Below are 24273 nucleotides of genomic sequence, written 5' to 3'. Positions count from 1 at the left end.
ACATTAATATAACTCTTTTTAACATAACAAATCAAATATCAATATTTTATAATTATGGTATAAATTGTTTAATAAATTTTATCTATTATAAGTTGTGCTGATATTTTAGAATTAAACTCATTTTTAACTACTCGATAACTACATGTAAGTTTGTCTGAAGTCGATAGAGTCAAAACTTTTTTAAATTGTATCAACTCAAGTGCAGTGGTTTCGTCATTTTTCTGTCTGATTTTTACTTTTGAGTGAGAGCCATCTTTTCCAAAAGTTTTTACTTCAACTATTAAAGCATCTCTTATCAAGAAAAGTGGGCGTGTATTTGCTTCACCATATGGCTCAAAACTCTCAAGCAGAGTTAAAAGTTCTAGGTCTATCTGGTCGCTGGGAACTACCCCCATCACTGCTTCAAGTGATAAAAAATCATCAGGGTTTAGTTTTGAAGCACTCTCATTTATGGCAACTCTGAATGCTTCTATATGTTTCTCTTCAAGAGCCAATCCAGCCGCCATCTTGTGACCGCCAAATTTTGTTAAGTAGTGAGAATTTTGCTCTATGAGCTTGTGGATATTTACATTTCCAATACTTCTTGCACTGCCTTTGGCAACTCCATTCTCGAGACTTAAAACAATAGTTGGTCTTGAGTAGTACTCTGCGACTCTTGCTGCTACTATTCCGACAACTCCTTCATGCCACAGCTCTTTTGCTACAACTATAACCTTGTCATCTCCATTTGCAACGCTTAGAGCCTCTTTTGTTGCTTCTGCTTCAAGTTCACGTCTTGACTCATTTAGTGAGTTTAAAATCTCAAACTGTGCATAAGCTTCATTTATAGTTTGCGCTGTAAAAAATTTTAATGCAATTGAGGCATCTTCCAATCTTCCTGCTGAGTTTATACGAGGTGCTATCTGAAAAGCTATATCTTCAGATGAGATAATTTTTTTATTTAAAAAGTCTCTTATGATGATAGATGAGGCTCTGTTTGAACTCATTAAAACTTTTAATCCCTCTTTTACAAGAGGTCTATTTATATCTGTTAGAGGCATTATATCAGCGATTATTGCGATACAAAGAATGTCTAAAAAAGCTCTCATATCTATGTTTAGCTCTAGCTCTTTTTTTAGCAGTGCTAAAAGTAGCCATGCAACTTGAGCACCGCATATCTCCTGAAATGGGTATTTGCATGTTGAGAGTTTTGGATTTACTATCGCATAGGCACAAGGGAGAGTGTCAAGTGGTGTATGATGGTCTGTAATGATTAACTCGATGCCTCTTTGTGCGCAAATATCTGCTGCTTCTATTGCTGTTATTCCATTGTCTACAGTTATTATTAAGTCCGAATCTATACGTTTTAAAACATTTGGGCTAACACCATAACCATCGCTAAATCGGTTTGGTATAATGGCTTCAAGAGGGTATGGAATTTGTCTAAAAAAATCAACCATGATAGCAGTAGCACTTACACCGTCTACATCATAATCTCCAACAAGAGTTATTTTTTTCTTCTCTCTTATGGCATCTGCTATTTTCTTTGCAGCTTTTGGCGCGTCATTTAAAAGTGATGGATCTGGGATGTGAGAGAGCTTCTTCTCTTGGCTCTGAAATCTTTGGCTAAGAAGTTCAAAGATAGAGCTTTTGCTAAGAGTAGGAACATCATCAAAACGAAGTTTCTTTAGAAAAAGAGACATTTTAAAAATGTACTACTCTTCTTGAGATATAGTTAATGTTGCTTCAACAAATGCAAGGATTGAAGGATTTGGAGTTTGCAGTCTTGATGTAAACTCTGGATGAAACTGAACACCTAGGAACCATGGATGATCTTTTATCTCAACAGTTTCTATGAGCCCATCAGATTCCCCTGTAACAATCATACCAGCATCTTCAAGTGCTTTGCGGTAAGTTGGGTTTGCTTCATATCTATGGCGATGTCTCTCATATATGGTTTTTTCTCCATGATATGCTTTTCGTATGATAGAGCCCTCAAGCGTATCACATGGATATTCTCCAAGTCTTAGCGTTCCGCCCATTGGAGATTTGTGAGTACGGAGCTGTTTGTTTCCGCTTTGATCTAAGAAGTTGTCTATTAGATAAATCATAGGATATGGAGTATTTTCATCAAACTCAACTGAGTTTGCACCCTCATATCCAAGTACATTTCTTGCATACTCTACAAGTGTTAATTGCATACCAAGACAGATACCAAGATAAGGAATTTTATTTACTCTTGCATACTCAATTGCTTTAATTTTGCCCTCAACACCACGATTTCCAAATCCACCAGCAACTAAAACAGAGTCACAGTCGCCCAGAAGTGCTTCTGCTCCTCTCTCTTCTATCTTCTCACTATCAACCCAGTGAATCTCAACACGAGTATCAAGATGTGCTCCTGCATGGATAAGAGCTTCAGTTAGAGATTTGTAAGCCTCTTTTAGTTCAAGATATTTCCCTACAAAACCAACAACAACGCGATCTTTTGGTTGAACTATCTTCTTTACAAGAGAGTCCCACTCTTCCATATTTGGATTGAGTTCACCTAGCCCCAACTCTTTTGATATGGGCTTTAAGATATTTTGTCTTAAAAATGAGATAGGTACATCATAGATACTAGCCGCGTCAAGTGCTTCAATTACGCTATCTGAAGATACATCACAGCTCATTGCCAGTTTTTTCTTAAATGTTTTAGGAAGTGCGTTTTCGCTTCTTGCAATTATCATTTGTGGAGTTATACCGATACGGCGAAGCTCTTGAACAGAGTGCTGTGTAGGCTTACTCTTTAGCTCTCCAGCTGCTTTAATGAAAGGGATAAGCGTTACATGCACAAAGAAAGTTCCCTCAACTTCATCATCATGTTTCATCTGGCGAATCGCCTCCATAAACGGAAGTCCTTCAATGTCTCCAACAGTCCCGCCAAGTTCTACTATAAGTATATCGTGACCCTCTCCAGCCTCTTTTATGCGCTTTACAATCTCGCCAACGATATGAGGAATAACTTGAATAGTCTGTCCTAAATATCCACCTGCGCGCTCTCTCTCAATTACCGATGAGTAGACTTGTCCTGTGGTAAAGTTGCTTGATTTTAAGTATGAAGTATCTAAAAATCTTTCATAGTTTCCTATATCTAGGTCGGTTTCAGCTCCATCTTTTGTGACAAAAACCTCACCGTGTTCTAGCGGGCTCATAGTCCCAGGATCAACATTTATATATGGGTCTATTTTTAACATGCCTACTTGTATGCCCGAGTGCTTAAGCAGAGTGCCAATACTAGCAGCTGTAATCCCTTTTCCAAGAGAACTTAAAACACCACCTGTTACAAAAATATATTTAGTCATAAAATAGCTCCAAAATGTCAATTAAAGTGGCAATTATAGTGTAGTATCTCTTAAAATTAAGAATAAAGGGACCCATACAAAAAGGTTATTTAGCTATAATTTTAACCTCATTATGGTGTAAATAAAAACTATAAAAAATATCTGAAAGATTTTCATGGATTCAACACTTCTATATATAGTTATGGCACTTGGTGTCTCAACTATACTCAACCTAATTTTAAAACGTTTTGGTATTTCACAGATAATTGGTTATATCTTTACTGGCACAGTAATTGTATATTTATTTGATTTAAGACATATGAATGACTCTTCTACGCTTGAGCATATTGGTGAGTTTGGTATAGTTTTTTTGATGTTTACAATAGGGCTTGAAATCTCTCTTGCAAGAATGTACAGCATGAAAAAAGAGATATTTTTAAATGGTTCCTTGCAAGTAGCTTTTACAACTCTTATAGTTTATGCAGTTAGTCACTATCTTTTTTCATTGGATTCAATCTCAGCACTTATCCTATCTTTGGCATTTGCCCTCTCTTCTACTGCTGTTGTTCTTAGCTATCTAAAGAGCTCAAAAGAGATTCATAGTCCATATGGACAACAAGCAACTGGGATACTTATTTTTCAAGATATTGCAGTTATTCCTATCTTGATTCTTTTAGGATTTTTAACAAGTAATGCAGATCAGAGTGTGCTTATAATCTTAAGAGATACTGCTATAAGTGCTGTGCTGGTTATTGGTCTTATGTTTATAGTTGGTAGAAGAGTTATGACATGGCTTCTGCACTTCTCCGCTTCAAGTGAAGTAGATGAGCTTTTTATGGGCTCTGTTCTTTTTATAGTTGTGAGCGCGGCTCTTTTAGCCTCATATATGGGCTTTACATACTCTCTTGGGGCTTTTGTTGCAGGTATGATTATAGCCGAGACAAAATACCATCACAAAGTAGAATCAGATATAGGGCCATTTAAGGATATTTTACTTGGTACATTTTTCATTGTTGTGGGTATGAAGATAGATGTACTGTTTTTTATAGCTAATTTTGGAACAATCGCTGGTCTGTTTGCGCTTGTTATGATTTTAAAAACAGCTGTTACCTATCTTATTTTGCGCCTTACCTCTTCACATTCACGCTCCCTAAAAACTGCACTTGCTATCTCTCAGGTTGGAGAGTTCTCTTTTGTAATTTTTGCCGTTGCAAGTATGGGCGGACTCTTAAACAAAGAGTTGGAGTCGCTTTTTGTTCTTATAGTAATCTTTTCGATGGTAATTACTCCATTTTTTATCTCAAAAATAAATAGATTTGTAAGCTATCTGACAAATTATGAGTATCTTGGACTTAAAACTTCTGCCTTTACATCAAGACAAAATCATGTAATAGTTTGCGGATACAGTATTACAGGAAAGTTTGTAGCACAGTACCTCGATAAGATAGATGCTCACTATGTCATAATCGATAATAACCCAAAACATGTTCAAGAGGCTCTAGCAGACAAAAAAGAGGCATATCTTGGAGATATGGCAAAACACTCTCTTCTTGAAGCCCTTAATGCAGAGGGCTCTGCTGGTGTAATCGTAACGCTTGATAATATAGAGAAAAAAAGAGCGATTTGCGAAGCGATACTAAAACATACAAAACATGTAAATCTGATTGTAAAAGTTTCCACAATGGAAGATATAAATAATCTTGAAGATTTGGAGATAACATCTATGGTTGATGACAAAGTTGAGGTAGCTAGACTGCTTGTTGAAAAAATGGCTACATGCAGTTTAAAGTTTTAAGATGATGAAAAATATATATATTACTGATTTGGACCACACTTTTTTACGAACTGATTTAAGCCTCAGCGATTTTACTAAAAGCAGATGGAACGCTATGGCGCAGGGCTCTATCGCAACCATAGCAACAGCTAGAACATATAAAAAAACAGTGCAGTTTTTACGTGATGTAGAGATAAATGCTCCGATGATACTTCTAGATGGTGCGTTAATTGCAACTGTAGATAAAAAGATAATAGATTCAAAATTTATAGCAAAAGACGCAGGAGATGCCATAATAGATGAGGGTGCAAAGTTTGGAATCTACCCTTTTGTTTTAGCATTGAGAGATAAAAACCTAAATGAGGCATTTTTATACTCAAGCACGTTAAATGAGCACCAAAAAAGTGTACTATCGAGATATAAAGGTGATGATAACTTAAGCGAGTGCAGAGATATCAGAGCGATGCAAGAGAACTTTAAAATCGTCTATTTTGGCGATGAGGTACTTCTTAGAGAGTTGGCAAAACACTTAGAAGCAATCTTTGGCAATATATTTAAGTATATACTGGCTCCAGAAGCTTACGTTGGATGCTACTTTTTAACTATCTTACATAAAGATGCAGATAAGTCTCACGGGATAAGAAGCGTGAGTGAACATATGGGTTTTTACTTAAATAAATTAACAGTATTTGGTGATAACTTCAATGACGTTGGAATGTTTGAGATAGCTGGAACTTCTGTTGCCGTAGCAAATGCACAAGATGGTGTAAAAAAATTAGCAAAGATTGTGCTAGAACATACAAATGATGAAGACGCTGTAGCACACTATCTTGATAGTCTAAAAAATGTCTACTAAAAGCTCGTTTATGCCTATGTTTATCATGGGTACTCTCTTCTTTATCTTTGGCTTTGTAACGTGGTTAAACGGCTCTTTAATCCCATTTTTAAAAATAGTATGTGAGCTTAATGAGTTTGAAGCACTCTTTGTAACATTTGCTTTTTATATCTCATATACTGTGATGGCTCTTCCTATGGCGTATGTTCTGGAAAAAACTGGCTATAAAGATGGCATGGCTCTAGGACTTGGAGTGATGGCGTTTGGCGCTCTTCTTTTTATACCAGCAGCGCTAAGTGCTGAATTTATCATCTTTTTAATCGCGCTCTTTACCTTAGGAACAGGGCTTACAATCCTTCAAAGCGCTTCAAATCCATATATCGTTTATCTGGGTCCAGTAGAGAGTGCGGCTATGCGAATAAGCATAATGGGAATCATAAACAAAAGTGCTGGAGTTTTGGCGCCTATCGTCTTTAGCGCTTTGCTCTTTTTGGATGTTGGTACACAAGATGTGATGAGCGAAGCTTCAAGAGATGCTCTTGCCCAAAAACTTATAGTTCCATATATTGTTATGGCGCTTATATTGGTAGCTCTTATTGTTCTTATCAAGCGCTCATCACTAGAAAATCTCACAATAAAAGATGATGCTTCAAGTGGTGAAAAAAGTTCTATATTTGAATTTCCACGCCTTATTTTAGGCTCAATCGCTCTCTTTTTTTATGTCGGTATAGAGGTTATCGCAGGAGATACGATAGCTCTTTATGCGCAAAGTATTGGAGTTGAGAGTTATAGCACTCTTACCTCTTTTACCATGTTTTTTATGGTGCTTGGATATGTAGCGGGAATTATTTTTATACCTAAATATATCTCACAAAAAACCGCACTTGTAGGCTCAGCCCTCTTTGGTATTTTGTTTTTACTCGGTGTTGTATTTTCATCATCAACTTCTCATACTTCATCTGAGATTTTATGGGGGTGGAGTGGAGTTAGGACTCTTCCAGATACTATAACATTTGTCGCACTTTTAGGTTTTGCAAATGCTCTTGTATGGCCGACTATCTGGCCATTAGCGCTTGATGGGCTTGGCAAACATACTCCAAGGGGGAGCGCACTGCTTATCATGTCAATAGCGGGAGGAGCGCTTCTTCCGCTTCTTTTTGGCAAAATTGCTCAGCTGGTCTCAAATATGCAAACAGCATATCTTCTTGGCATACTCTCTTATGCTTTTATACTCTATTATGCTGTCGCAGGGCATAAAATCTCATCTTGGAAAAACAGTGATAACGCATAAAAAACTCTCTAATGGATTTGAGTATATAGAGGTTCAAAACAGTTCTGCAACAGCAAAAGTAGCGCTTCAAGGTGCGCATCTCTTTGAGTATCAAAGAGTTGGGCAAGAGGCTATTTTATGGCTTAGCGAGATTAGCGATTTTGAGCAAGGCAGAGCAATTCGTGGCGGTGTTCCTCTGTGTTGGCCATGGTTTGGGTTTAGTGAAGATAAAACTCTGCCTCAACACGGTTTTGCAAGAACTACAATGTGGGAGTTTGTAGGTGCTAATGAGATAGATGATAGTGAGACTACTCTTCTCTTTAGACTGAGCAACAGTGAACAAACACTCAAAATTTGGAACTATAAGTTTCTCTTAGAGCTTCAAATCACAATTTCCAAAGAGCTAAAGATGGAGTTAAAAACTACAAACTTAGATGATAAGGTTTTTAAAATATCCCAAGCTCTTCACACATACTTCAGTGTTTCACATATCTCTGAAGTAGCTATAAAAGGCTTGGATAAAAAACCATATCTTGATGCTCTCTCATGGCAAAAAGAGGTTCAAGGAGGCAATATCCGTTTTGAAGAAGAGGTTGACAGAGTCTATCAAGAGGTTAATAATAAGATAATATTAGTGGATAAAAACAGAGAGATTCATATAAAAAACACAAACTCTGCCTCTGTTGTTGTCTGGAATCCATGGATAGAAAAAACTTCAAGAATGAGTGCCATGAAAGAAGATGCGTATGAACATTTCGTGTGTATAGAATCAGCGAATGCCTTTGATGACACAAGAGTAATAGAGCCAAAGCAATCCCATACACTAATAGCACAAATCTTTTAATAGCCACTTAAATATAATAATTTATTATAGCTTAAGAGCAATAGGAATATTCTCTTGTAGAGTAAAAATTACTTTTAAAGGATAGTGTTATGAAAATTTCATCAAGAAGAGGTTTTATAACGTATATGGCTATGTTGGGTTTAGTGACTTGGAGTACGACACCGCTTTATGCAAAGGCACCAAAGAAGGTATTTAGATATCAAGAGACACCATTAGATGGAAAAAAGTGTTCAGATTGTATCTATTATCTGCCTGAGACTGGTGAGTGCAAGATGGTCGAGGGTTCAATTAGCCCTGATGGTTGGTGTACTATTTATATGAAGAAAAAATAGTCACATTTTTAGCTACTTGCTTTTAGTAAGCAGTAGCTCTCTTTGTGCCTCATAAGCTAGACGCATAACTCCAATGGCATAGTTTGAAGAGTTGTTATAGCTCATGATTTTTTGAGTGTACTCTCGCACATAATCTAGTTCTACATTACCACATGTGAAACATTTGTAGATTTTATCCCCTTTTTTGCTACTGGCATATACAAAGGAAGCATCACTGTTTTCAAATTCAAAATCGTACCACTTAGACTCTAATTCAACTATGTTTGGAATTTTACTCCAATCAAGCATAGCCGTAAATTCTGCTTTTTCATGTAAAAAATTTGCAACAGATACGATTGCATCCTCCATTTTTGTCAAATCTCCAATCTCTGTTTTATAACCCTTTGCATATACAAAACTGTTTGGCATAAACTGTGGAATCCCGATAGCTCCAGCGTACGAACTAGGAAGATTACACTCCAATGGTGCAACCCCTCTTTTATAACAGTGCGTAATTATTGAGACCATATTCGTTTTGCCCATATTTAGGAGCCATTTTTCTCTTTGTGAGTTTGGTTTTACTCTTAGCACTAGAGTGTTAAAGACTACAAAAGCGTCATGTGATGGTTTTATCTTTCCAAGTCTTGTCTCTTTTATCAAGATAGAGGCGATTATTTCGCGATTTACTCCATACTCTTTTTCTACAAAATCATACACTTCCTCATACTCTCTTAAGTGGATAACCATTTCAGAGATATATTTTACAAGTGTGTTGTTTGCTCTTTTCTCATTTTTTTTATGCTGTGCTATATACTCTGGCTGTAAGTATTTGTAGCTTACTTCATCAAATTTTTTTGTTTTAAAGTATGAGAGTAAAAATTCATTTGCATATTCGTAGGTTACTCCGCTATTTACTGCTTTTTTACATATATCTTCATAATTTTTATTTTTAAAAGAGCAGTTCTCATATTTAGCAAAAAGAAAAATCGGTATCGCTAGGATAAAAAATAACTTTCTCATGATGTGTGAAACTCCCTGTTTTTTACTTTTTTAGTATAATAGCGGAGTTTAAAAAACAAAATAGAGGAGAAGAGATGGAAGTAGATAAAGCTTGTAACAACGAGATATGTCTAAAGAGCAAGGAGTGTGCTAGATTTCAGTCATATTTAGATGGAAATCAAGATTATAAGACCTTCAAGGGGACTGAAGTAAAAGGGTGCGGGCAGTTTATAGAGAAGTAGCCTCTGCCACGCTTAATCTCTCTGGTGTGCCAATATCGTGCCATACACCGTCATAAACAGAAGCGCTTACTCTCTTATTATCGATAGCTTGACGAAGAATAGGTGCTAATGGCAATTTTGCTTCATAAAGAGTGTTAAAGAGTTTTGGACTGTAGTATCCTATGCCCGAGAAGGTATATTTTATATCTGCGTTATTTATAGCTCTATCTTTATCAAGCCCAAAATCACCTGCGAGATTGTGCTTAGGGTTTGTGACTAAAATGAGATGTGCCAAATCATCCCCCAAATCAAAATCACTCTCAAACTCATAATCGCACCAAACATCTCCATTTACGACCAAAAAAGTATCATCTCCTAGCAAGGGGAGTGCTTTTATGATTCCACCAGCGCTCTCTAGAGCACCACTCTCTCTCTCATCAGAGAAGAGCAGACTAACTCCCCATTTGGAGCCATCTCCTAAATATGAGATGATTTTATCTCCAAGGTGCGCTATATTTATAACAATCTCACTAAACCCAAGATAGGCAAGTTTCTCTATATGCCACACAATAAGTGCTTTGGAGCGGATTTTTATAAGCGGTTTTGGGATTTTGTCTGTGAGTGGACGCATTCTCTCTCCGCGTCCTGCTGCTAGTATCATGGCTCTCATTTGCTTCTCTCACCTTTAAATATTTATGCCACTCTGTTTTCATCTTTTTTTGGTGCTTTGAAAAAATCAATCATAAAAACAAGAAAGATAGAGAGGATAAAGGCACTAATAAATGCAACCGTTACTATTAATCTTTTCTTTGGTTTGATAGGGTGTTCGCTAATATAAAAATCACCAACCAACTCATGATTTTTCACATAGTTTGGAGTTAAATAAAGATTTAGAAGTTCTATCTCATCTCTTAGTTTAGATATTCTCTCTTGAAGTTCGATATCAATTTTGTATTGTAGATTTCTGATGTTTTCATCACTTAAGTTCTTTTTTTCTCTCTCTAGGTTGGGAATACGCTCTTTTAAGATACTCTCTTTTTCTATTTTAAGATCTTCTGTTTTGTTTAAAGCGTTTAATAGCATAGTTTGGTAGTTTAGAATCTGCATGGAAGATATCATTACTGAGGTTTCATTAGATGAGTTTTGTATGGTTTTGCCCAGTTTTTGTGTCTCTTTATTGTACTCTGAGATTTTTTGCAAATAGTTTGTTAGTTTTTCTTCAACCGCAGGAAGCTCTACTTTTAAAAGCATAGTTATCTTTTCATCTATCTTAGCTATTTGCTGAGATTTTATTCGCTCTATCTCATGCTTTATATTTGGCGTTTCATAATTTTCAATCCGCTCTATTGCTTTATTGTTGTTTTCAATCTTGTTTTTTGTAGTTAGCAGATACTGCTCTATCTTGCTCTGGTGCATACCCTTTAGGTAGTCTAAAGCTTCTCTGCTCTTTTTAAGAGCTTCATCATTTGATATGCCCTCTGCTCTGAGTTCTATAAAATCAGGTGCATCTTTATTTACACTTACGCTTGTGATTTCTGATGTAAAGTTGTCAACCTTTTTTTTATCTTCAACATTAAACACAACTGAGACTATTTTTTCAATGTTTTTTGGAGTATCAAGCAGATTTTCGCCTATATGTCCAACTTGAATATTTGCTTTTACTTCATATATAGGTTTTTGCATATAAGCGTAAATTGTTGCAAAAGCCGTGATGATTAGTGTGATTGATATGATGAGTGTTTTATATCTGTATATGGTCTTAGCAAGTTCTCTTAAATCTATCTCATCTTCTTGTATGTATGTTTGTGTTTTATTCATTATTACTGCTTTTTTATTTTTGAAAATTAGTTATATAGACCTTGACATTTGAGCTCTGCTGTTTAAAACTAACCCTTTACGCTATCCAAAAACTTTGCAAACTCTTTTGTCTGCTCATATCTTTGTGCTGTATCTATGAGGTACTTCAGAGTTAGAGGTATATCTTTGAGATAGCCATTTTTCTTGTCACGTATGCTCAAGCGTGAGAAAACTCCAAGCACTTTGATATGTCTTTGCATCCCCATAAAGTCAAACCATTTTATAAAGGTTTCATCATCTACCTTTATCCCTTTTTTATCACGAAACTCCAAGGCTAGTTTTTTAATCTCTTTTCTGTCATAAGCAACATAGCAATCTTTTAGCAAAGAGGCCAAGTCATAAGTAACAGCGCCACTCATAGCGTCTTGATAATCTATGATACCTATCTTGTTATCACTCTTTAGCATAATGTTTCTGGAGTGAAAATCACGATGAACAAACACCCCCTGAGGCTGTTCTAAAACAACCTTGCTTATAGCATCTAAAGTCTTTTCTAAAAGCCCTTTTTGGGAGACGCTTAATTTTACTTTTAAGAGTTTTTCTAAGTACCACTCCTGCATTAAATCCATCTCAAAATGAAGAAACGCTCTATCATAAAGAGGCAGTGAGGAGCTATCTGTCTTTTGCATCTTCAAGATTGAATTTATAGCTTTTGTATAAAAGGCTTTATAGTTTTGATTATTTAAAATATCTAGATAATGGGTTGTTCCAAAATCTTCTAATATTAAGTAACCATCTTCTTGATTTTGTTCAAAGATTTTTGGCGAACACACTTCAGCAGCACAAAGTTTCAGCGTTATATTGATAAAAGATTTTAGTGAATCCAGTTCTTGAGAAGAGTCCATTAAAATCGCAGTTCTATCACCGTTTCGCAATCTGTAATATTTCCTAAAACTAGCATCTGCCAGTGCACTCTCAATAGTGTAGTTTTTAAATGAAGTCTCACTTAACCACTCTTGTATTTTACTCATAAATAGCACCTAAAATAGAATCTCTTAGCGCTCCGCTAACGGACGAAATTTTAACACATTTTTTATGGATTCTCTCACGAGAGAGCCAAGCAAATGCCATCGCTTCCATAAACTCACTACTTACACCATACTCATCACTTGAAACTATTTTTATATCATTAAGTTCTTCTTGCAAACGTTTCATGAGATGACTATTGCAAATGCCTCCACCACACCCAATAAGTAGAGTCGTTTTACTTTTTTTCAACTCGTTTGCGATACTTATAACGGTTAGCTCAAGAAGTGTGGCTTGAATGTCTCTCGCTTTTATGTAAGGGCTATTTTGATTTTTTTTAGCAAAGTTACCTAGCTGTTTTATAAGCCATTTCTCGCCAAAAAGCTCACGACCAGTGCTCTTTGGGGCACTTTTTAAAAAGTAAGGCTCTCTTAGAAACTCCCTTAAGAGAGCTCTATTTGGGGTTCCAGATTTTGCCCACTCTCCATCTTTGTCGTAAGAAGCTCCGTTATAGTGTGAAATCCAATAATCCATAAGCACATTACCACATCCAGTATCATAGCCGATAAGAGGCTCGGTGAGAAGCGTGATATTTGCCATACCGCCAATATTTAAGATGGCTACATTCGTGCCTAATTTAGAGAATAAAAATTGATGAAATGCTGGAGCAAAAGGTGCTCCTTGACCTCCAAGAGCAATATCTTTTTGCCTAAAATCACTTACAACAGGTATGCCTAGCCTAGCTGTAATGATGTTGGCATTTCCCAACTGCATAGAGAATGGATTTTGGCTCTCAGGCTCATGCCAAAGAGTTTGCCCATGCAGACCAATAGCTCTTACTTTAGTCGCTTCGATACCGTTCTCATCTATAAATCTCTCTAGTGCATCTGCGTACATCTTGCCTAGTCTAGTATCTATCTCACCAATCTTTTTAAGTGTTGTTTGAGTGTTTATAGCATCTAAAATATCACTCTTTAACTCTGTATCAAATGGATAAGAAGCACACAAGATAGCTTCAAAAGCCTCATCTTCTATCTCACAATATGCAACATCAATCCCATCAAGACTGGTTCCAGACATCACACCTATATAAAATTCACTCACGACTATCTCCAAGTTGCATAATCAAAAACGAGACAACTGTTCCTATAACCATTTGAGAGGCAAATCCTATCGTTATGCCAAACATATATGGCTGAAGTGCTAAAACAGTGATAAAGCCCATAATTAGGGCAATAAGAACAGTTGTTCTGTTTCCACGAGAGGTAAATATAGCTGAAAAATAGACACCTAAGAGACCAGTATATGCAAACGACATAACCCCAAGAGCAAAGCCAATTAAGGAGAGGTCACTATATCGCTGCCAGAAGTAACTAAGCATAGCCATTAGAGATAAAAGAAGGGCAAAGATAAGCACAGCTACTCTTGAAGCTTTTACAAAATGCTCCTCATCTACCTCACCACGCGCCAATCTCCAAGGTCTGTATAAATCCTCAACGCCAACCGATGCCATAGCACCAAGGACTGAGTTTGCACTTGAGAGCGCTGCTGCAATCGCACCTACTGTAACCAAACCTCTAAGCCCCTCAGGCATCTCATTTAGTATGTAGTACATAAAAACTGTTATCTTCTCGCCATCAAAACTCTGTGCTACACTGCTTTGCATATAAAACAGATAAAGAAGAGCACCGATACTCAAAAAAAGCAGAACAACGGGAATAGTAAGCAGTATTGAGATGATAAGAGCTTTTGCCGCCTCATCTTTGTTTTTACATGCAAGAACTCTTTGCGTCATATCTTGATCAAGCCCAAAAGCTGCGATATTTAAAAGAAGCCATCCGCTAAGAAGCCCTATGATGTTGAAGTTAGCATCAAATGAAGTGTCTATAAACTTTAGTTTTCCAGCCTCGCTGAGTGTTTTAAATATCTCAATATTCTCTAAAGAGAGATAGAGATAAATCACAACCGCAACCCCAGCGCTTATGTAAACTACAGCTTGAATCACATCACTTAAAATAACTGAACGCACACCCCCAAAGTAGGTATAACTAAGCGCTCCAACCATCAAGATAATTATAGAGATTGCTACATGAGCAAAAATAATATCGTTAAATAAAATCATAGAGATAGCTAAGGCACCAATGTATAGCCTTGCGCCACTAGCAAGTACTCGCCCTATTAGAAACATAACTCCAGCTTGTTGTTTCGCACTTTTGCCATAACGTGACTCTAGGAGTTCATAAACTGTGACTGCCCTCATCTCATAATATTTTGGAATTAAAACATAAGCGATAAAGATAACTGCCAAAAGAGCAGAGAAGTAAAATCCTATAAAAGTAAAATTACCGCTATAAGAGAGTTCTGGTACTCCCAAAAAAGTAGCAGCTGATTGAGAAGTAGCAAGAACAGAGAGTGCAACCGCATACATCGGAACTGCGCTAGGAGAGAGAAAAAACTCTCGTGAAGAGCTTATTTTGGTTCTGCTAAAGATAAAAGAGCTAAGAGCAAGAACGAGAAAATATGAGGCAAAAACAAGCCAATCAAGGGCTGAAAAGGCACTTTGCACTATTTTAACTTATATGTTTTATGAAGTTGTTCAATTCTAGCATTTGACTCTTCTATTCGCTTCATTGAGATATTGCCATTTTTTATCTCTTTAAATATTGTCTCAACAAGAGCGTCAATATCTTGTGTAGCTAACTGATTTGCAAAAAGAAGTATGTCAACACCAGAGTTTATGGACAATATAACAATTTCATTTAAACTATATTTGGACGAAATTGCCTTCATCTGCAAATCATCACTCACTAAGACACCCTTAAATCCAAGCTCTTCTCTTAACAATTTTGTATTTACGCTGTATGAAAGAGTGGCTGGGTATTTCTCATCAAGTTTTGAGTTGTAGACATGAGCGCTCATTATCATTGGAACTTTACTAGATTTTATCAGCTCTTTATATGGTTCAAGCTCCGCTTTGCTCCAAGTTTTGCTAATATCAACATAACCCTCATGTGAATCACCAAGCGATGAGCCATGTCCTGGAAAATGTTTTAAAACACTAATAACGCCCTCATTTTCAAGTGAATCCATAAATATTTTTGCATACTTTACAACTTCATCACTAGTAGCACCATAGGAGCGATTTAAGCCGTATATTACGCTGTTTTGAGGGTTTATAGCCAAATCTACAACAGGGGCAAAGTCGCAATTTATACCACTTTGTTTTAATGTTTTCGCCAGAGCGTTATAGATATGTTTAGACATATACTCATCATTTTCAGAGACAGCTTTAGCTGAAGGCGTTGCTTCAAAACCATACTTTGGTTTTAGTCTCACAACTCTTCCGCCCTCTTGATCAACACTTATAAGTAGGGGTTTTTTTGCAAAGGATTGTAGTTTCATAGTTAAGAGCTTGAGCTGTTTTGCAGAGCTGATGTTTTTTACTTTTGTTTTGTCATTATAGAAGCGGTCAAAGAGTATAACACCGCCAAGTTCATAGCGGTTGATAAGAGAGACTATTTTACTATTTTCATCAATGGTTTCATCCTCAAATCCAACGATTAGCATCTTTCCAATCATCTTCTTTAGTGTCTCATCATCGACAGAGCTTTGGGATGCGCTTAAGTTTGAAACATTAAGCACAAAGAGAAGAGAGAGTATCAGTAGTTTCAAAAACAGTGCCTTTGTAAATCGCTCTTTAGTTTCCTCTTGAGCCAGGTTTTATAGCCTCACTTCCTGATTTACACATCGGACACTCCTCAGGAGAGTACATCTCAAATGTAAAGTCAGCAAGTGCAAAAAATGGCACATCTTGTGGAAGACGACAGTTTGGTTTTGTTGTAACATCACTGTTTTGACGTCTACAAAAACCACGATTTGCAAGTGCCGCAACACCAACAATCTCTCCTCCAAGACTTTTTACAACTTCAGCAGCTTCCATAGCAGAGCCACCTGTTGTGATAATGTCTTCGCACATAAGAACTCTCTCGCCCTTTTTGATCTCAAAGCCACGGCGAATATTCATCACTCCATCAACTCTCTCAGCAAAGATAGAGCGAACATCAAGCGCAGTTGCAAGTGCAAAACCAGCTATCAAACCCCCAAGCGCAGGAGCACATACCGTGTCTATCTCTAAGCCACTCTCTTTTATTTGCACTGCTAAAGCATCTGCTAAAAGTTTGGCTGTTTTAGGGTCTTCTAAAACTTTAGCAGATTGTAGGTAAAACTGCGAATGATTCCCGCTGCTTAACTTAAAATGCCCCTCTAAAAGAGCATCTGAGTCCATATATATTTTTTTAATATCCATCTGCTTATACCTTTAGTATTTCTACTTCTTTTGCTCTTAAGATAGAGTCTATTTCAGTGATATATTTATCAGTTATTTTTTGTATGTTGTCTTGTGCAGATTTTGACTCATCTGCTGTTATCTCTTTGTCTTTCTCATATTTTTTTACTTTGTCGTTAGCATTTTTTCTATCATTTCTAACAGCAACTTTTGCATGTTCTCCCATGCCCTTCATCTGTTTTACAGACTCTTGTCTCTGTTCAACCGTCATAGCTGGAAAAAAAAGCTTGATTTGGCTTCCGTCATTGTTTGGAGTTGCTCCAATGTTTGCTTTAGAGATAGCGCTATCTATGATGTTAAGAAGGTTTTTCTCCCATGGATTTATCACAATCGTAGTTGCATCTGCTACTAAAATAGAGCCAACTTGGTCAAGCGCAGTCAAAGTTCCATAATAGTCAATTTTAACATTATCCAAAACAGATGTTGTAACCTTTCCTGTTCTAAGTGTTTTAAAATCTCTAAGCATGTGGTTCACGCTTGATTTCATTTTTGTCTCACACTCATTGAATAATTCGTTTATCATATTGTTCCTTTGTCATGTAAAAATAGTGGCGTAATTGTAGCGAGAAATATTTAAAAAAAGAATTTAGCAGGGCAGCAGTTGCTAAAGAGCAACTACTGTTGTGTTGAAGAAGTGTTGTTTTGTTCTTGAGTTATTTGCTCTACTACTGAAGCTTCTTGAGCTGGAGCTACAACTGCACTCTCTGCCACAGGAGCAGCAACTGGAGCAGAAACAGAAACAGGTGATGGAGCTGCAATATTTGTACTATCAGTGATATTATCAACAATAGACTCAGTAGCAGTTGATGAGTACATATAACCTAGAGTTATTGTATTTATTACAAATAAAAAGCCAATAGCAAAAGTTGTTTTTGCTAAGAAGCTAGCAGGTCCTTTTGCTCCAAAAACAGATTCATTAGAGCCACTGTATGCGCCAAGACCGATACTTGAGCTTTTTTGTAAAAGTACAGCAATAACTAGCATTACAACTAAAATTATCTGAACAATAAGTAAAAAACTAGTTGTCATTATATATCCTTGTAGGGGGTTTACCCTATGTTAAAAGTGGCGAATTATACCCAAAAAATTTAATTTTTGTAAAATTTGCTATAATTTCAAAAAATTTTATGGATATTTATGAATTTAAGAAACACAATTTTAACAGCACTATTTTCTACACTAATCTCATTGGTGCCGCTTCAGGCAGATGAGTCAAAACAAAAGCCCAGAATCGCTGCTAGTACATTTTCACTGTATGATATTGCTAAAAATATTGCAGGAGATAGCGCAGAAGTCTTTATGATTATGCCTTTTGGAGTTGATGCTCATAGCAATGAACCATCCCCAAAGCAGATGGCCAAAATATCAAAAAGCTCACTTGTTTTATACAGTGGAGCAGGATTAGAACCTTGGATAGATGGTTTTGAATTTAAAAATAGAGCAGTAGACATTAGCGGTTTTGTAAATTTAAGAGAACTCTCAGACAACCATCATAAACATGCTCAACACCACCTAGGGCATGGAGTTGATCCACACTATTGGCAAGACCCACAAAATATGATACTTGCATCAACTCAGATAACAAAAGAGTTAATATCTCTTTTCCCAAAAAATAGAGACATATATATTAAAAATAGAGATACGTATATAGAGATGCTTAAAAACCTAGGTAGCTCTTATGAAGCTAAATTAAAAGAGTGTAAATTAGATACTATTATCGTAAATCATAACGCTTTTTCATATCTCGCAAAAAGATATAACTTTCATACAGAGGCGTTAAGTGGGCTCTCTCCAGAAGCAGAACCGAGTGCAAAAGATATGATAAAGCTGATAAAATTTATAAAAGAGCATAAAGTAAAAGTTATCTTTTTTGAGAAGTTTGCAAATGAGAAAACTATAAGAGCTATAGCAAAAGAATCAAACGTAAGTGCAGATGTTCTTCAACCGCTTGGAAATATTACTGCCGATGAAGCAGAGAAGAATCTTGGCTATGAAGATATTATGAAATTAAATTTACAAAAGATATCTACTGCCCTTGAGTGCAAATGAAATTTAGTGTTCCTATTTTTGATGTAAAAAACTTGAGCTTTGTAGTAAAAGAGCAAAATATACTCTCAAATATCTCATTTGAAATTTTCTCATCAGAGTACATCGCCATAATTGGACCAAATGGAGGTGGCAAGACAACGCTTATAAGAATGCTCTTAGGCCTTGAAACCCCCACAAGTGGCGAAGTAAAAATTTATGGGAAAAAACTCTCGGATTTTAAAGAGTGGCATAAAATAGGTTACGTTCCACAACGCGCTTCACATGTAGATAGCTCTTTTCCTGCAAGTGTATTAGATATTGTAAATATGGGCAGAACTTCTCAAAGAAAACTCTTCTCACCACTTAGCAAAAAGGATAAAGAGTTAGTTCGTGATGCAATGGTGAAGATGGATATTTTAGATTTGGCTGAAAAAATGGTAGGAACTCTCTCTGGTGGGCAGAGACAGCGAGTCATGATTGCACGTGCTCTTGCTTCAAAACCAGAAATATTGATTTTAGATGAGCCAAACACTGGTGTAGATGTAGCTTCACAAAAAAGATTCTATGCTCTTTTGAGTAAGTTAAACAAAGAAGATGGAATTACCATAGTTTTTATAACACATGATATAGGTGTAATAGCAGATGATATAGCAAGGCTCTTTACTATAAACCAAAAAGCTATTATCTGCAATAACCCAAAACAGACGCTTAGCTGTGAAGAGATGAGCTCTCTTTATGGAATTGATGCGCATCTGCTACATAACCATAAGCACGAGCACTAAGATGTTTGAAATGTTTGAGTATGATTTTATGCAAAGAGCTTTTATAGCTGGAATAATTATAGCAATCCTAGCATCAATAAGTGGCACTTTTATAGTTTTAAGACGCTACTCTCTTATTGGTGAAACACTGGCTCATTCAGCTCTTTTAGGAGTTGCTATTGGGCTAGTTGCAGAGTATAACCCTCTTTGGTCGGCGGTAGTTTTTGCACTCATATCTGCTTGGCTTGTTGAGTATCTCAGAAGTGCATTTTCTATTTACAGTGATGCAATTCTCGCTATTTTACTCTCTGGTTCATTGGCATTAGCGATAATTATTGTCTCACTTGGAGGGGCTTTTAATAATTCGCTTTTTTCATACTTATTTGGTTCTATTTTATCTGTAAGCAGTGAAGACATAGTTGTCATATCTATTTTTGGAGCAATATCATTAGTTATTCTTTTGCTCTTCTCCAAAGAGTTCTACTTTATCGCTTATGATGAAGAGATTGCCAAAACAAGTGGTGTAAAAGTAAATTTGCTGAATTTTTTACTTGTTAGTATTGTAGCTGTTATTATCGCACTCTCGATAAGGGTTGTTGGAAGTTTACTTATCAGTGCTTTGATGATTATTCCAACTATCGCAGCCCTTCAATTTAGAGTAGGATTCTTAAAAACAGTGCTCTTCTCTCTTGTGATTGCTCTCTCTAGTGTAATTTCTGGTATGACTCTATCGTTTTACTTCTCACTTCCATCAGGTGCCACGATAGTAATGTGTGTACTTTGTATCTTTATACTATCTTTGGTAATTAATAAAAGATGAACGTTAGTTCTGAGTTTTCCAAACGCGCCCTAGAATATGGAAGTTATAACATAATCCAAAATATGGTTATAGAAAAACTTCTCTCTCATATAAATACAAAACCTAAAAATATTTTAGATATAGGATGTGGAAGTGGAGCTCTATTAGGGGCTATTGATTGGGAATATGAATATTTTTGCGGGGTAGATTTCGCAAAAGGAATGCTAGAATTACATCCAAAATCTCAAAAAATAGAGCTTATTTACGCTGACTTTAACAAAGATGAACTTTTTGATAATATGCTTACATATATATTTGATTTTGTATTTTCAGCATCAGCTCTACAATGGGCAGATGATTTAGATAGATTGTTTAGTAAGATAAAAAAGTTAAACGCACCCATAGCATTGGCTATATTTACGGCGGGAACATTCAAAAGCATAAATGAGACAGCATCAATTAGTTCAATACTTAAGAGTGCTGATGAGGTAAAAGAGATTCAAAAAAAGTACTTTGACGCAAGTTTTGAAGTAGTAAATTATAAGCTGGAATTTGAATCTACTAGAGATATGTTTCAATATATAAAGAGAAGCGGCGTTAGCGGGTCAAGAAAGATACTAAACTATAAAGAGAGCAAAAGGTTGCTAAGAGAGTACCCGCTTAATTATCTAGAGTTTGAAGTTGCTTTTATTTACACGCCTAGTAAATAGACTTCATCGCCACTTTTTATCTCTCCCTCGCCAACAACTTTGGCAAATATTCCTCTGTCATTTTTTAAAAGCGTAGGTATTTTTACATCTATAACAGCAAGATGGTTACAAATAGTACAGTGTTGTGTAATCTCTAAAGTAGCTTCTCCAATTTTTAAAAGAGCGCCAACTTCAAGCGAGTAAGGATTGTAGTCAAGTAAAATGTTTTCACCTAGATAACCAAATGGCATCTCAAGATTATAGTTTTTAATAAGGTTATAGCTATCTATTGAGGCGATTAAAACAGATCTTTGAGCGTTTTTGTTATAAAACTTATCTTCGTTTACGCCAAGTTCATCTAATTTTATCTTGTTTTTTTCAAATCTCTCAGATATGCCAGATTTTGATATAAAAAGATTTAAAACTTGTCCAACTCTTTTGTTTGACATACTAAAGCACCCTTTGTTATTTTATTTGCAATGTTATCATATTTTTTGTTACATAAAATAGTGTTGCAAATAGTGATAAAAACCTCATAAAAGTAACCAACTGTGTATAAATATAAAAATGTGAGAAAATTATTACATTTTTAATATGATGTCTTGACAATTTAATTTAATTTCATATATAATCTCCGTCTTGCATTTTGTAATATGCATACAAATTTGTACCATGTGTGCTTTGCATACTATAAAATCTACAAGATTAAAGAGAGGGAGGTAGATATAAATGAGTAATATTTCTGAAAATAATTTAGAAACTACTACAAATATAGAGCAGTCAAGCAGAAGAGATTTCTTCAAGAAAACTGCTGCGTATTCTGTAAGCGCAATCGCTGCTGCAAATATTTTAGCACCAGTAAAATTGTCAGCTGACGATGAAAACATAATTCACCATGTGGAGTGGGGAACAACATTAGGTGATGAGCTTAATAAGTATCCATACGGTATACCATCAAAGTATGAGCATAATATTGTAAGAAGAACTTCAAGTCTTCTTTCTTCAGCTGGAGACATGCATGCTGCGGTATCAATGACTCCTCTTCATGAACTTGAGGGGATAATTACTCCAAATGGTTTGCATTTTACAAGAACTCACAATGGTGTAGCTCACGTAGATCCAAACAAATTTAGATTAATGATTCACGGATTAGTTGAGAAACCAATCGTTTTAACTCTAGATCAGTTAAAAAAATATCCAGCAGAGAGCAGAATCCTTTTCATGGAGTGTCCTGCAAATGGTGCTGCTGAGTGGAAAGGTCCTCAATTCAACTCTTTACAATTCGTAAAAGGTATGATGAGTAATGCTGAGTGGACTGGTGTTCGTCTTAAAACTATTCTTGATGAAATCGGTTTAAAACCTACTGCAAAGTGGATGCTAGCTGAGGGATCTGACGGTTCAGAGATGAGCAGAACAGTGCCAATTGAGAAAGTATTAGATGATGCTATGATTGTTTGGGCACAAAATGGTGAAGCAATTAGACCAGAACAAGGATATCCTGTTCGTTTAATGCTACCAGGCTGGGAAGCAAACTTATGTGTTAAGTGGCTAAAACGTTTAGAGTTTGGAGCAGAACCTTGGTACTGTAAAGAAGAAACTTCTAAATATACGGTTCTTACTGCAAGTGGAAAAGCTATACAACACTTCTATCCATTAGAAGTAAATTCAATTATTACAACGCCATGTCCTGAAAAACCATGGACTGACCTTAAAAAAGGCGACTTAGTAGAAATTGAAGGAATTGCTTGGAGTGGTCATGGAACTATTACAGCAGTAGATATCTCTTTTGATGGCGGAGACAACTATGTTGAAGCAAAACTTAAAGGTCTAGTCCTTCCAAAATCGTGGACAAGATTCTCATATATGTACAAATATGAAGGGAAACCTTTATTACTTCAATCTCGTGGAATGGATGACGCTGGATATGTTCAGCCTTCAGTTACACAAGAAAAAGCGATTATTGGCGTAGAGGGTGTTTATCATAGAAACTCAATTTGTACTTGGGAAGTTAGACAAGATGGCTCAGTTCATAACGTTCAAGTTAGAACAGACAATTGTCCAAAGTAAGGGGAAGTAGATTATGATTAAATTAAATAATAAATTAATTATCTTAGGAGTTTCTGTAGTTGCAAGCAGTGCTCTGTTTTTTACTGGATGTTTAGGTTCGAATGCTTCTGCTGGTAATTCATCAGCTAAAGTTCAATCTGGCGCTAACGGTATGTATAATCCAACTAAAGATGCAATTGATGGTGGTGTTACATATAAGAGACAAAATGGTATGTATACTGCATATGCTATCAATGACCAAATTACAACAGGTGTAAATTTTGGTAGAGTTCCAACTGCAAACGAGCTAAAAGCTTGGGATACAGATATTATGCCAGATGGTACAGGTTTACCAGTTGGTAGCGGTACTGCTGATGATGGTGAAGAACTTTACGATAAAGATTGTGCTGTTTGTCACGGTGAATTCGGTGCAGGTGGAAAAGGTTATCCAACTCTTACTGGAGGTTCTTTAAAGTCACTATCTAACCAAAGAACATGTCCAGGTAAAGATGCTCCAAATAGAACAATTGGTTCATACTGGCCACAAGCTAGTACACTAATTTGGTATATCCGTGATGCAATGCCTTACGCACATCCAAAAAGTTATTCACCAGATGAAATGTATGCTATGACAGCATATTTATTAAGAGAAAATGGTATTAAAATTGAAGGCCAAGATATCGAAGAGTTAAATCAAGATAACTTTAAAAAGATAGTTATGCCAAATCGTGATGGTTTCTATCCAAACATTGATGGACCAAATGGTATAGAAAATGTTAGAGCATTCTATAAAGATCCTAAAAACTTTGGTGCAGTTGGAACACGTTGTATGACTAACTGTGGAAAAGAAAATGTTGCAAAAATTGGAAATGAAATTAGTGCTGTTGTACCTGCGTATTCTGTAGTAAGAGACCTTCCAAAAGAAGATGCAAGTAAAGGCGCAGTTTCAGAAGCTGAAAAGTTATATAAAAAAGCATGCGTAGTTTGTCATAAGACTGATGCTATGGGTGCACCAGCTGTTGGAGACAAAAATGCTTGGGGAACTGTTTTAGAACAAGGTATGAAAATGGTAAATCATAACGCAATCAATGGTGTTGGCGGCATGCCTCCAAAGGGTGGCGCTATGGATTTAACTGACGACCAAGTAAAAGATATTGTTAAATTTATGGTAGAATCTAGTAAGTAGTACTTGCTAGATCTACTAACATTAATATAAAGGACAAAAA

Annotated in this window: 25 protein-coding genes; 12 read left to right on the top strand and 13 right to left on the bottom strand. The window is 36.1% G+C overall.

Annotated features, from left to right (window positions below; all coding sequences use genetic code 11):
* Positions 1-68 precede the first annotated feature (68 nt).
* Entirely contained in the window at positions 69-1682 is a 1614-nt protein-coding gene (recJ, locus tag AC6H33_RS11005) for a single-stranded-DNA-specific exonuclease RecJ (RefSeq protein WP_497604935.1), read from the bottom strand.
* A gap of 12 nt (positions 1683-1694) precedes the next feature.
* Positions 1695-3323 carry a CTP synthase gene (gene pyrG / locus AC6H33_RS11000; RefSeq protein ID WP_497604934.1) on the bottom strand — a complete coding sequence of 543 codons (1629 nt, stop codon included), beginning with the start codon at positions 3321-3323 and terminating at the stop codon, positions 1695-1697.
* Positions 3324-3477: 154 nt separating this feature from the next.
* Between pyrG and AC6H33_RS10995 the strand changes: the two genes are divergently transcribed.
* From AC6H33_RS10995 to AC6H33_RS10975, 5 genes are all read left to right on the top strand, one after another.
* On the top strand, positions 3478-5097 hold the full coding sequence (locus tag AC6H33_RS10995; protein WP_497604933.1) for a cation:proton antiporter: 1620 nt from the start codon (positions 3478-3480) through the stop codon (positions 5095-5097).
* A gap of 1 nt (position 5098) precedes the next feature.
* Entirely contained in the window at positions 5099-5932 is an 834-nt protein-coding gene (locus tag AC6H33_RS10990) for an HAD-IIB family hydrolase (protein WP_497604932.1), read from the top strand.
* Positions 5933-5942: 10 nt separating this feature from the next.
* Positions 5943-7202, top strand: a complete 1260-nt coding sequence (locus AC6H33_RS10985) for a sugar MFS transporter (protein WP_497604931.1) — start codon at positions 5943-5945, stop codon at positions 7200-7202.
* Positions 7189-8025, top strand: a complete 837-nt coding sequence (locus AC6H33_RS10980) for a D-hexose-6-phosphate mutarotase (protein WP_497604930.1) — start codon at positions 7189-7191, stop codon at positions 8023-8025. Before AC6H33_RS10985 ends, AC6H33_RS10980 begins: the two co-directional genes overlap by 14 nt.
* A gap of 89 nt (positions 8026-8114) precedes the next feature.
* Entirely contained in the window at positions 8115-8357 is a 243-nt protein-coding gene (locus AC6H33_RS10975) for a high-potential iron-sulfur protein (protein WP_497604929.1), read from the top strand.
* A gap of 12 nt (positions 8358-8369) precedes the next feature.
* Here AC6H33_RS10975 and AC6H33_RS10970 read toward each other — a convergent pair whose 3' ends face one another.
* Positions 8370-9356: a lytic murein transglycosylase gene (locus tag AC6H33_RS10970; protein ID WP_497604928.1), complete on the bottom strand. Its 987-nt coding sequence runs from the start codon at positions 9354-9356 to the stop codon at positions 8370-8372.
* 74 nt (positions 9357-9430) lie between these two features.
* Here AC6H33_RS10970 and AC6H33_RS10965 point away from each other — a divergent pair, with 74 nt between their 5' ends.
* Positions 9431-9577: a hypothetical protein gene (locus AC6H33_RS10965; protein ID WP_497604927.1), complete on the top strand. Its 147-nt coding sequence runs from the start codon at positions 9431-9433 to the stop codon at positions 9575-9577.
* Here AC6H33_RS10965 and murU read toward each other — a convergent pair.
* The 9 genes from murU to secG all read right to left on the bottom strand — a co-directional run bounded on the left by murU (position 9564) and on the right by secG (position 17753).
* Positions 9564-10226, bottom strand: a complete 663-nt coding sequence (murU, locus tag AC6H33_RS10960; protein WP_497604926.1) for an N-acetylmuramate alpha-1-phosphate uridylyltransferase MurU — start codon at positions 10224-10226, stop codon at positions 9564-9566. The two genes, AC6H33_RS10965 and murU, sit on opposite strands and share 14 nt — an antisense overlap.
* 23 nt (positions 10227-10249) lie before the next feature.
* Complete coding sequence (locus tag AC6H33_RS10955; protein WP_497604925.1) at positions 10250-11374, bottom strand: Wzz/FepE/Etk N-terminal domain-containing protein; 1125 nt, start codon at positions 11372-11374, stop codon at positions 10250-10252.
* A gap of 68 nt (positions 11375-11442) precedes the next feature.
* Entirely contained in the window at positions 11443-12384 is a 942-nt protein-coding gene (locus tag AC6H33_RS10950) for an aminoglycoside phosphotransferase family protein (protein WP_497604924.1), read from the bottom strand.
* Positions 12377-13483: an anhydro-N-acetylmuramic acid kinase gene (locus AC6H33_RS10945; RefSeq protein WP_497604923.1), complete on the bottom strand. Its 1107-nt coding sequence runs from the start codon at positions 13481-13483 to the stop codon at positions 12377-12379. Before AC6H33_RS10945 ends, AC6H33_RS10950 begins: the two co-directional genes overlap by 8 nt.
* Positions 13476-14945 (bottom strand): sodium:solute symporter, encoded by a 1470-nt coding sequence (locus AC6H33_RS10940; RefSeq protein ID WP_497604922.1) that lies wholly within the window; start codon positions 14943-14945, stop codon positions 13476-13478. The genes AC6H33_RS10945 and AC6H33_RS10940 overlap by 8 nt, the downstream gene beginning before the upstream one ends.
* Positions 14945-16051 carry a glycoside hydrolase family 3 protein gene (locus AC6H33_RS10935; RefSeq protein WP_497604921.1) on the bottom strand — a complete coding sequence of 369 codons (1107 nt, stop codon included), beginning with the start codon at positions 16049-16051 and terminating at the stop codon, positions 14945-14947. The genes AC6H33_RS10940 and AC6H33_RS10935 overlap by 1 nt, the downstream gene beginning before the upstream one ends.
* Positions 16052-16076: 25 nt before the next feature.
* Positions 16077-16685 carry an orotate phosphoribosyltransferase gene (pyrE, locus tag AC6H33_RS10930; RefSeq protein WP_497604920.1) on the bottom strand — a complete coding sequence of 203 codons (609 nt, stop codon included), beginning with the start codon at positions 16683-16685 and terminating at the stop codon, positions 16077-16079.
* Positions 16686-16689: 4 nt separating this feature from the next.
* The gene (frr, locus tag AC6H33_RS10925; RefSeq protein WP_497605998.1) at positions 16690-17211 is read right to left on the bottom strand and encodes a ribosome recycling factor; all 522 of its coding nucleotides are present in this window, start codon (positions 17209-17211) and stop codon (positions 16690-16692) included.
* Positions 17212-17339: 128 nt separating this feature from the next.
* Positions 17340-17753: a preprotein translocase subunit SecG gene (gene secG, locus AC6H33_RS10920; RefSeq protein WP_497604919.1), complete on the bottom strand. Its 414-nt coding sequence runs from the start codon at positions 17751-17753 to the stop codon at positions 17340-17342.
* 108 nt (positions 17754-17861) lie between these two features.
* On the opposite strand from secG, the gene AC6H33_RS10915 reads away from it, so the two are divergent.
* From AC6H33_RS10915 to AC6H33_RS10900, 4 genes are read left to right on the top strand one after another with little or no spacing between them, the layout of a single operon-like run.
* Complete coding sequence (locus tag AC6H33_RS10915) at positions 17862-18773, top strand: metal ABC transporter substrate-binding protein (protein WP_497604918.1); 912 nt, start codon at positions 17862-17864, stop codon at positions 18771-18773.
* Positions 18770-19534: a metal ABC transporter ATP-binding protein gene (locus AC6H33_RS10910; protein ID WP_497604917.1), complete on the top strand. Its 765-nt coding sequence runs from the start codon at positions 18770-18772 to the stop codon at positions 19532-19534. The genes AC6H33_RS10915 and AC6H33_RS10910 overlap by 4 nt, the downstream gene beginning before the upstream one ends.
* Position 19535: 1 nt before the next feature.
* Positions 19536-20333, top strand: a complete 798-nt coding sequence (locus AC6H33_RS10905) for a metal ABC transporter permease (RefSeq protein ID WP_497604916.1) — start codon at positions 19536-19538, stop codon at positions 20331-20333.
* On the top strand, positions 20330-21022 hold the full coding sequence (locus tag AC6H33_RS10900; RefSeq protein WP_497604915.1) for a methyltransferase domain-containing protein: 693 nt from the start codon (positions 20330-20332) through the stop codon (positions 21020-21022). The genes AC6H33_RS10905 and AC6H33_RS10900 overlap by 4 nt, the downstream gene beginning before the upstream one ends.
* On the opposite strand, the gene AC6H33_RS10895 is transcribed toward AC6H33_RS10900, so the two are convergent.
* Positions 21004-21450, bottom strand: coding sequence for an MOSC domain-containing protein (locus AC6H33_RS10895; RefSeq protein ID WP_497604914.1), 447 nt, complete (start codon positions 21448-21450; stop codon positions 21004-21006). The genes AC6H33_RS10900 and AC6H33_RS10895 overlap by 19 nt on opposite strands.
* A 280-nt stretch (positions 21451-21730) precedes the next feature.
* On the opposite strand from AC6H33_RS10895, the gene soxC reads away from it, so the two are divergent.
* Both soxC and AC6H33_RS10885 read left to right on the top strand, forming a co-directional pair.
* Positions 21731-23068 carry a sulfite dehydrogenase gene (gene soxC, locus AC6H33_RS10890; RefSeq protein ID WP_497604913.1) on the top strand — a complete coding sequence of 446 codons (1338 nt, stop codon included), beginning with the start codon at positions 21731-21733 and terminating at the stop codon, positions 23066-23068.
* Positions 23069-23081: 13 nt separating this feature from the next.
* A complete protein-coding gene (locus tag AC6H33_RS10885) occupies positions 23082-24233 on the top strand; it encodes a c-type cytochrome (protein WP_497604912.1) in 1152 nt (383 codons plus the stop codon).
* Positions 24234-24273 lie beyond the last annotated feature (40 nt).

The organism is Sulfurimonas limnophila, from assembly GCF_059705345.1.
The sequence above is the reverse complement of the archived record's forward strand: the minus strand, read 5'-3'. Positions and strand labels throughout refer to the sequence as shown.

Coding starts and splice junctions, on each gene's coding strand:
- AC6H33_RS10950 (WP_497604924.1), bottom strand. CDS start 12,384: ATGAGTAAAATACAAGAGTGGTTAAGTGAGACTTCATTTAAAAACTAC.
- murU (WP_497604926.1), bottom strand. CDS start 10,226: ATGAGAGCCATGATACTAGCAGCAGGACGCGGAGAGAGAATGCGTCCA.
- soxC (WP_497604913.1), top strand. CDS start 21,731: ATGAGTAATATTTCTGAAAATAATTTAGAAACTACTACAAATATAGAG.
- AC6H33_RS10965 (WP_497604927.1), top strand. CDS start 9,431: ATGGAAGTAGATAAAGCTTGTAACAACGAGATATGTCTAAAGAGCAAG.
- AC6H33_RS10900 (WP_497604915.1), top strand. CDS start 20,330: ATGAACGTTAGTTCTGAGTTTTCCAAACGCGCCCTAGAATATGGAAGT.
- AC6H33_RS10905 (WP_497604916.1), top strand. CDS start 19,536: ATGTTTGAAATGTTTGAGTATGATTTTATGCAAAGAGCTTTTATAGCT.
- AC6H33_RS10915 (WP_497604918.1), top strand. CDS start 17,862: ATGAATTTAAGAAACACAATTTTAACAGCACTATTTTCTACACTAATC.
- AC6H33_RS10985 (WP_497604931.1), top strand. CDS start 5,943: ATGCCTATGTTTATCATGGGTACTCTCTTCTTTATCTTTGGCTTTGTA.
- AC6H33_RS10955 (WP_497604925.1), bottom strand. CDS start 11,374: ATGAATAAAACACAAACATACATACAAGAAGATGAGATAGATTTAAGA.
- AC6H33_RS10970 (WP_497604928.1), bottom strand. CDS start 9,356: ATGAGAAAGTTATTTTTTATCCTAGCGATACCGATTTTTCTTTTTGCT.
- secG (WP_497604919.1), bottom strand. CDS start 17,753: ATGACAACTAGTTTTTTACTTATTGTTCAGATAATTTTAGTTGTAATG.
- AC6H33_RS10995 (WP_497604933.1), top strand. CDS start 3,478: ATGGATTCAACACTTCTATATATAGTTATGGCACTTGGTGTCTCAACT.
- frr (WP_497605998.1), bottom strand. CDS start 17,211: ATGAAATCAAGCGTGAACCACATGCTTAGAGATTTTAAAACACTTAGA.
- pyrG (WP_497604934.1), bottom strand. CDS start 3,323: ATGACTAAATATATTTTTGTAACAGGTGGTGTTTTAAGTTCTCTTGGA.
- pyrE (WP_497604920.1), bottom strand. CDS start 16,685: ATGGATATTAAAAAAATATATATGGACTCAGATGCTCTTTTAGAGGGG.
- recJ (WP_497604935.1), bottom strand. CDS start 1,682: ATGTCTCTTTTTCTAAAGAAACTTCGTTTTGATGATGTTCCTACTCTT.
- AC6H33_RS10885 (WP_497604912.1), top strand. CDS start 23,082: ATGATTAAATTAAATAATAAATTAATTATCTTAGGAGTTTCTGTAGTT.
- AC6H33_RS10975 (WP_497604929.1), top strand. CDS start 8,115: ATGAAAATTTCATCAAGAAGAGGTTTTATAACGTATATGGCTATGTTG.
- AC6H33_RS10895 (WP_497604914.1), bottom strand. CDS start 21,450: ATGTCAAACAAAAGAGTTGGACAAGTTTTAAATCTTTTTATATCAAAA.
- AC6H33_RS10910 (WP_497604917.1), top strand. CDS start 18,770: ATGAAATTTAGTGTTCCTATTTTTGATGTAAAAAACTTGAGCTTTGTA.
- AC6H33_RS10990 (WP_497604932.1), top strand. CDS start 5,099: ATGATGAAAAATATATATATTACTGATTTGGACCACACTTTTTTACGA.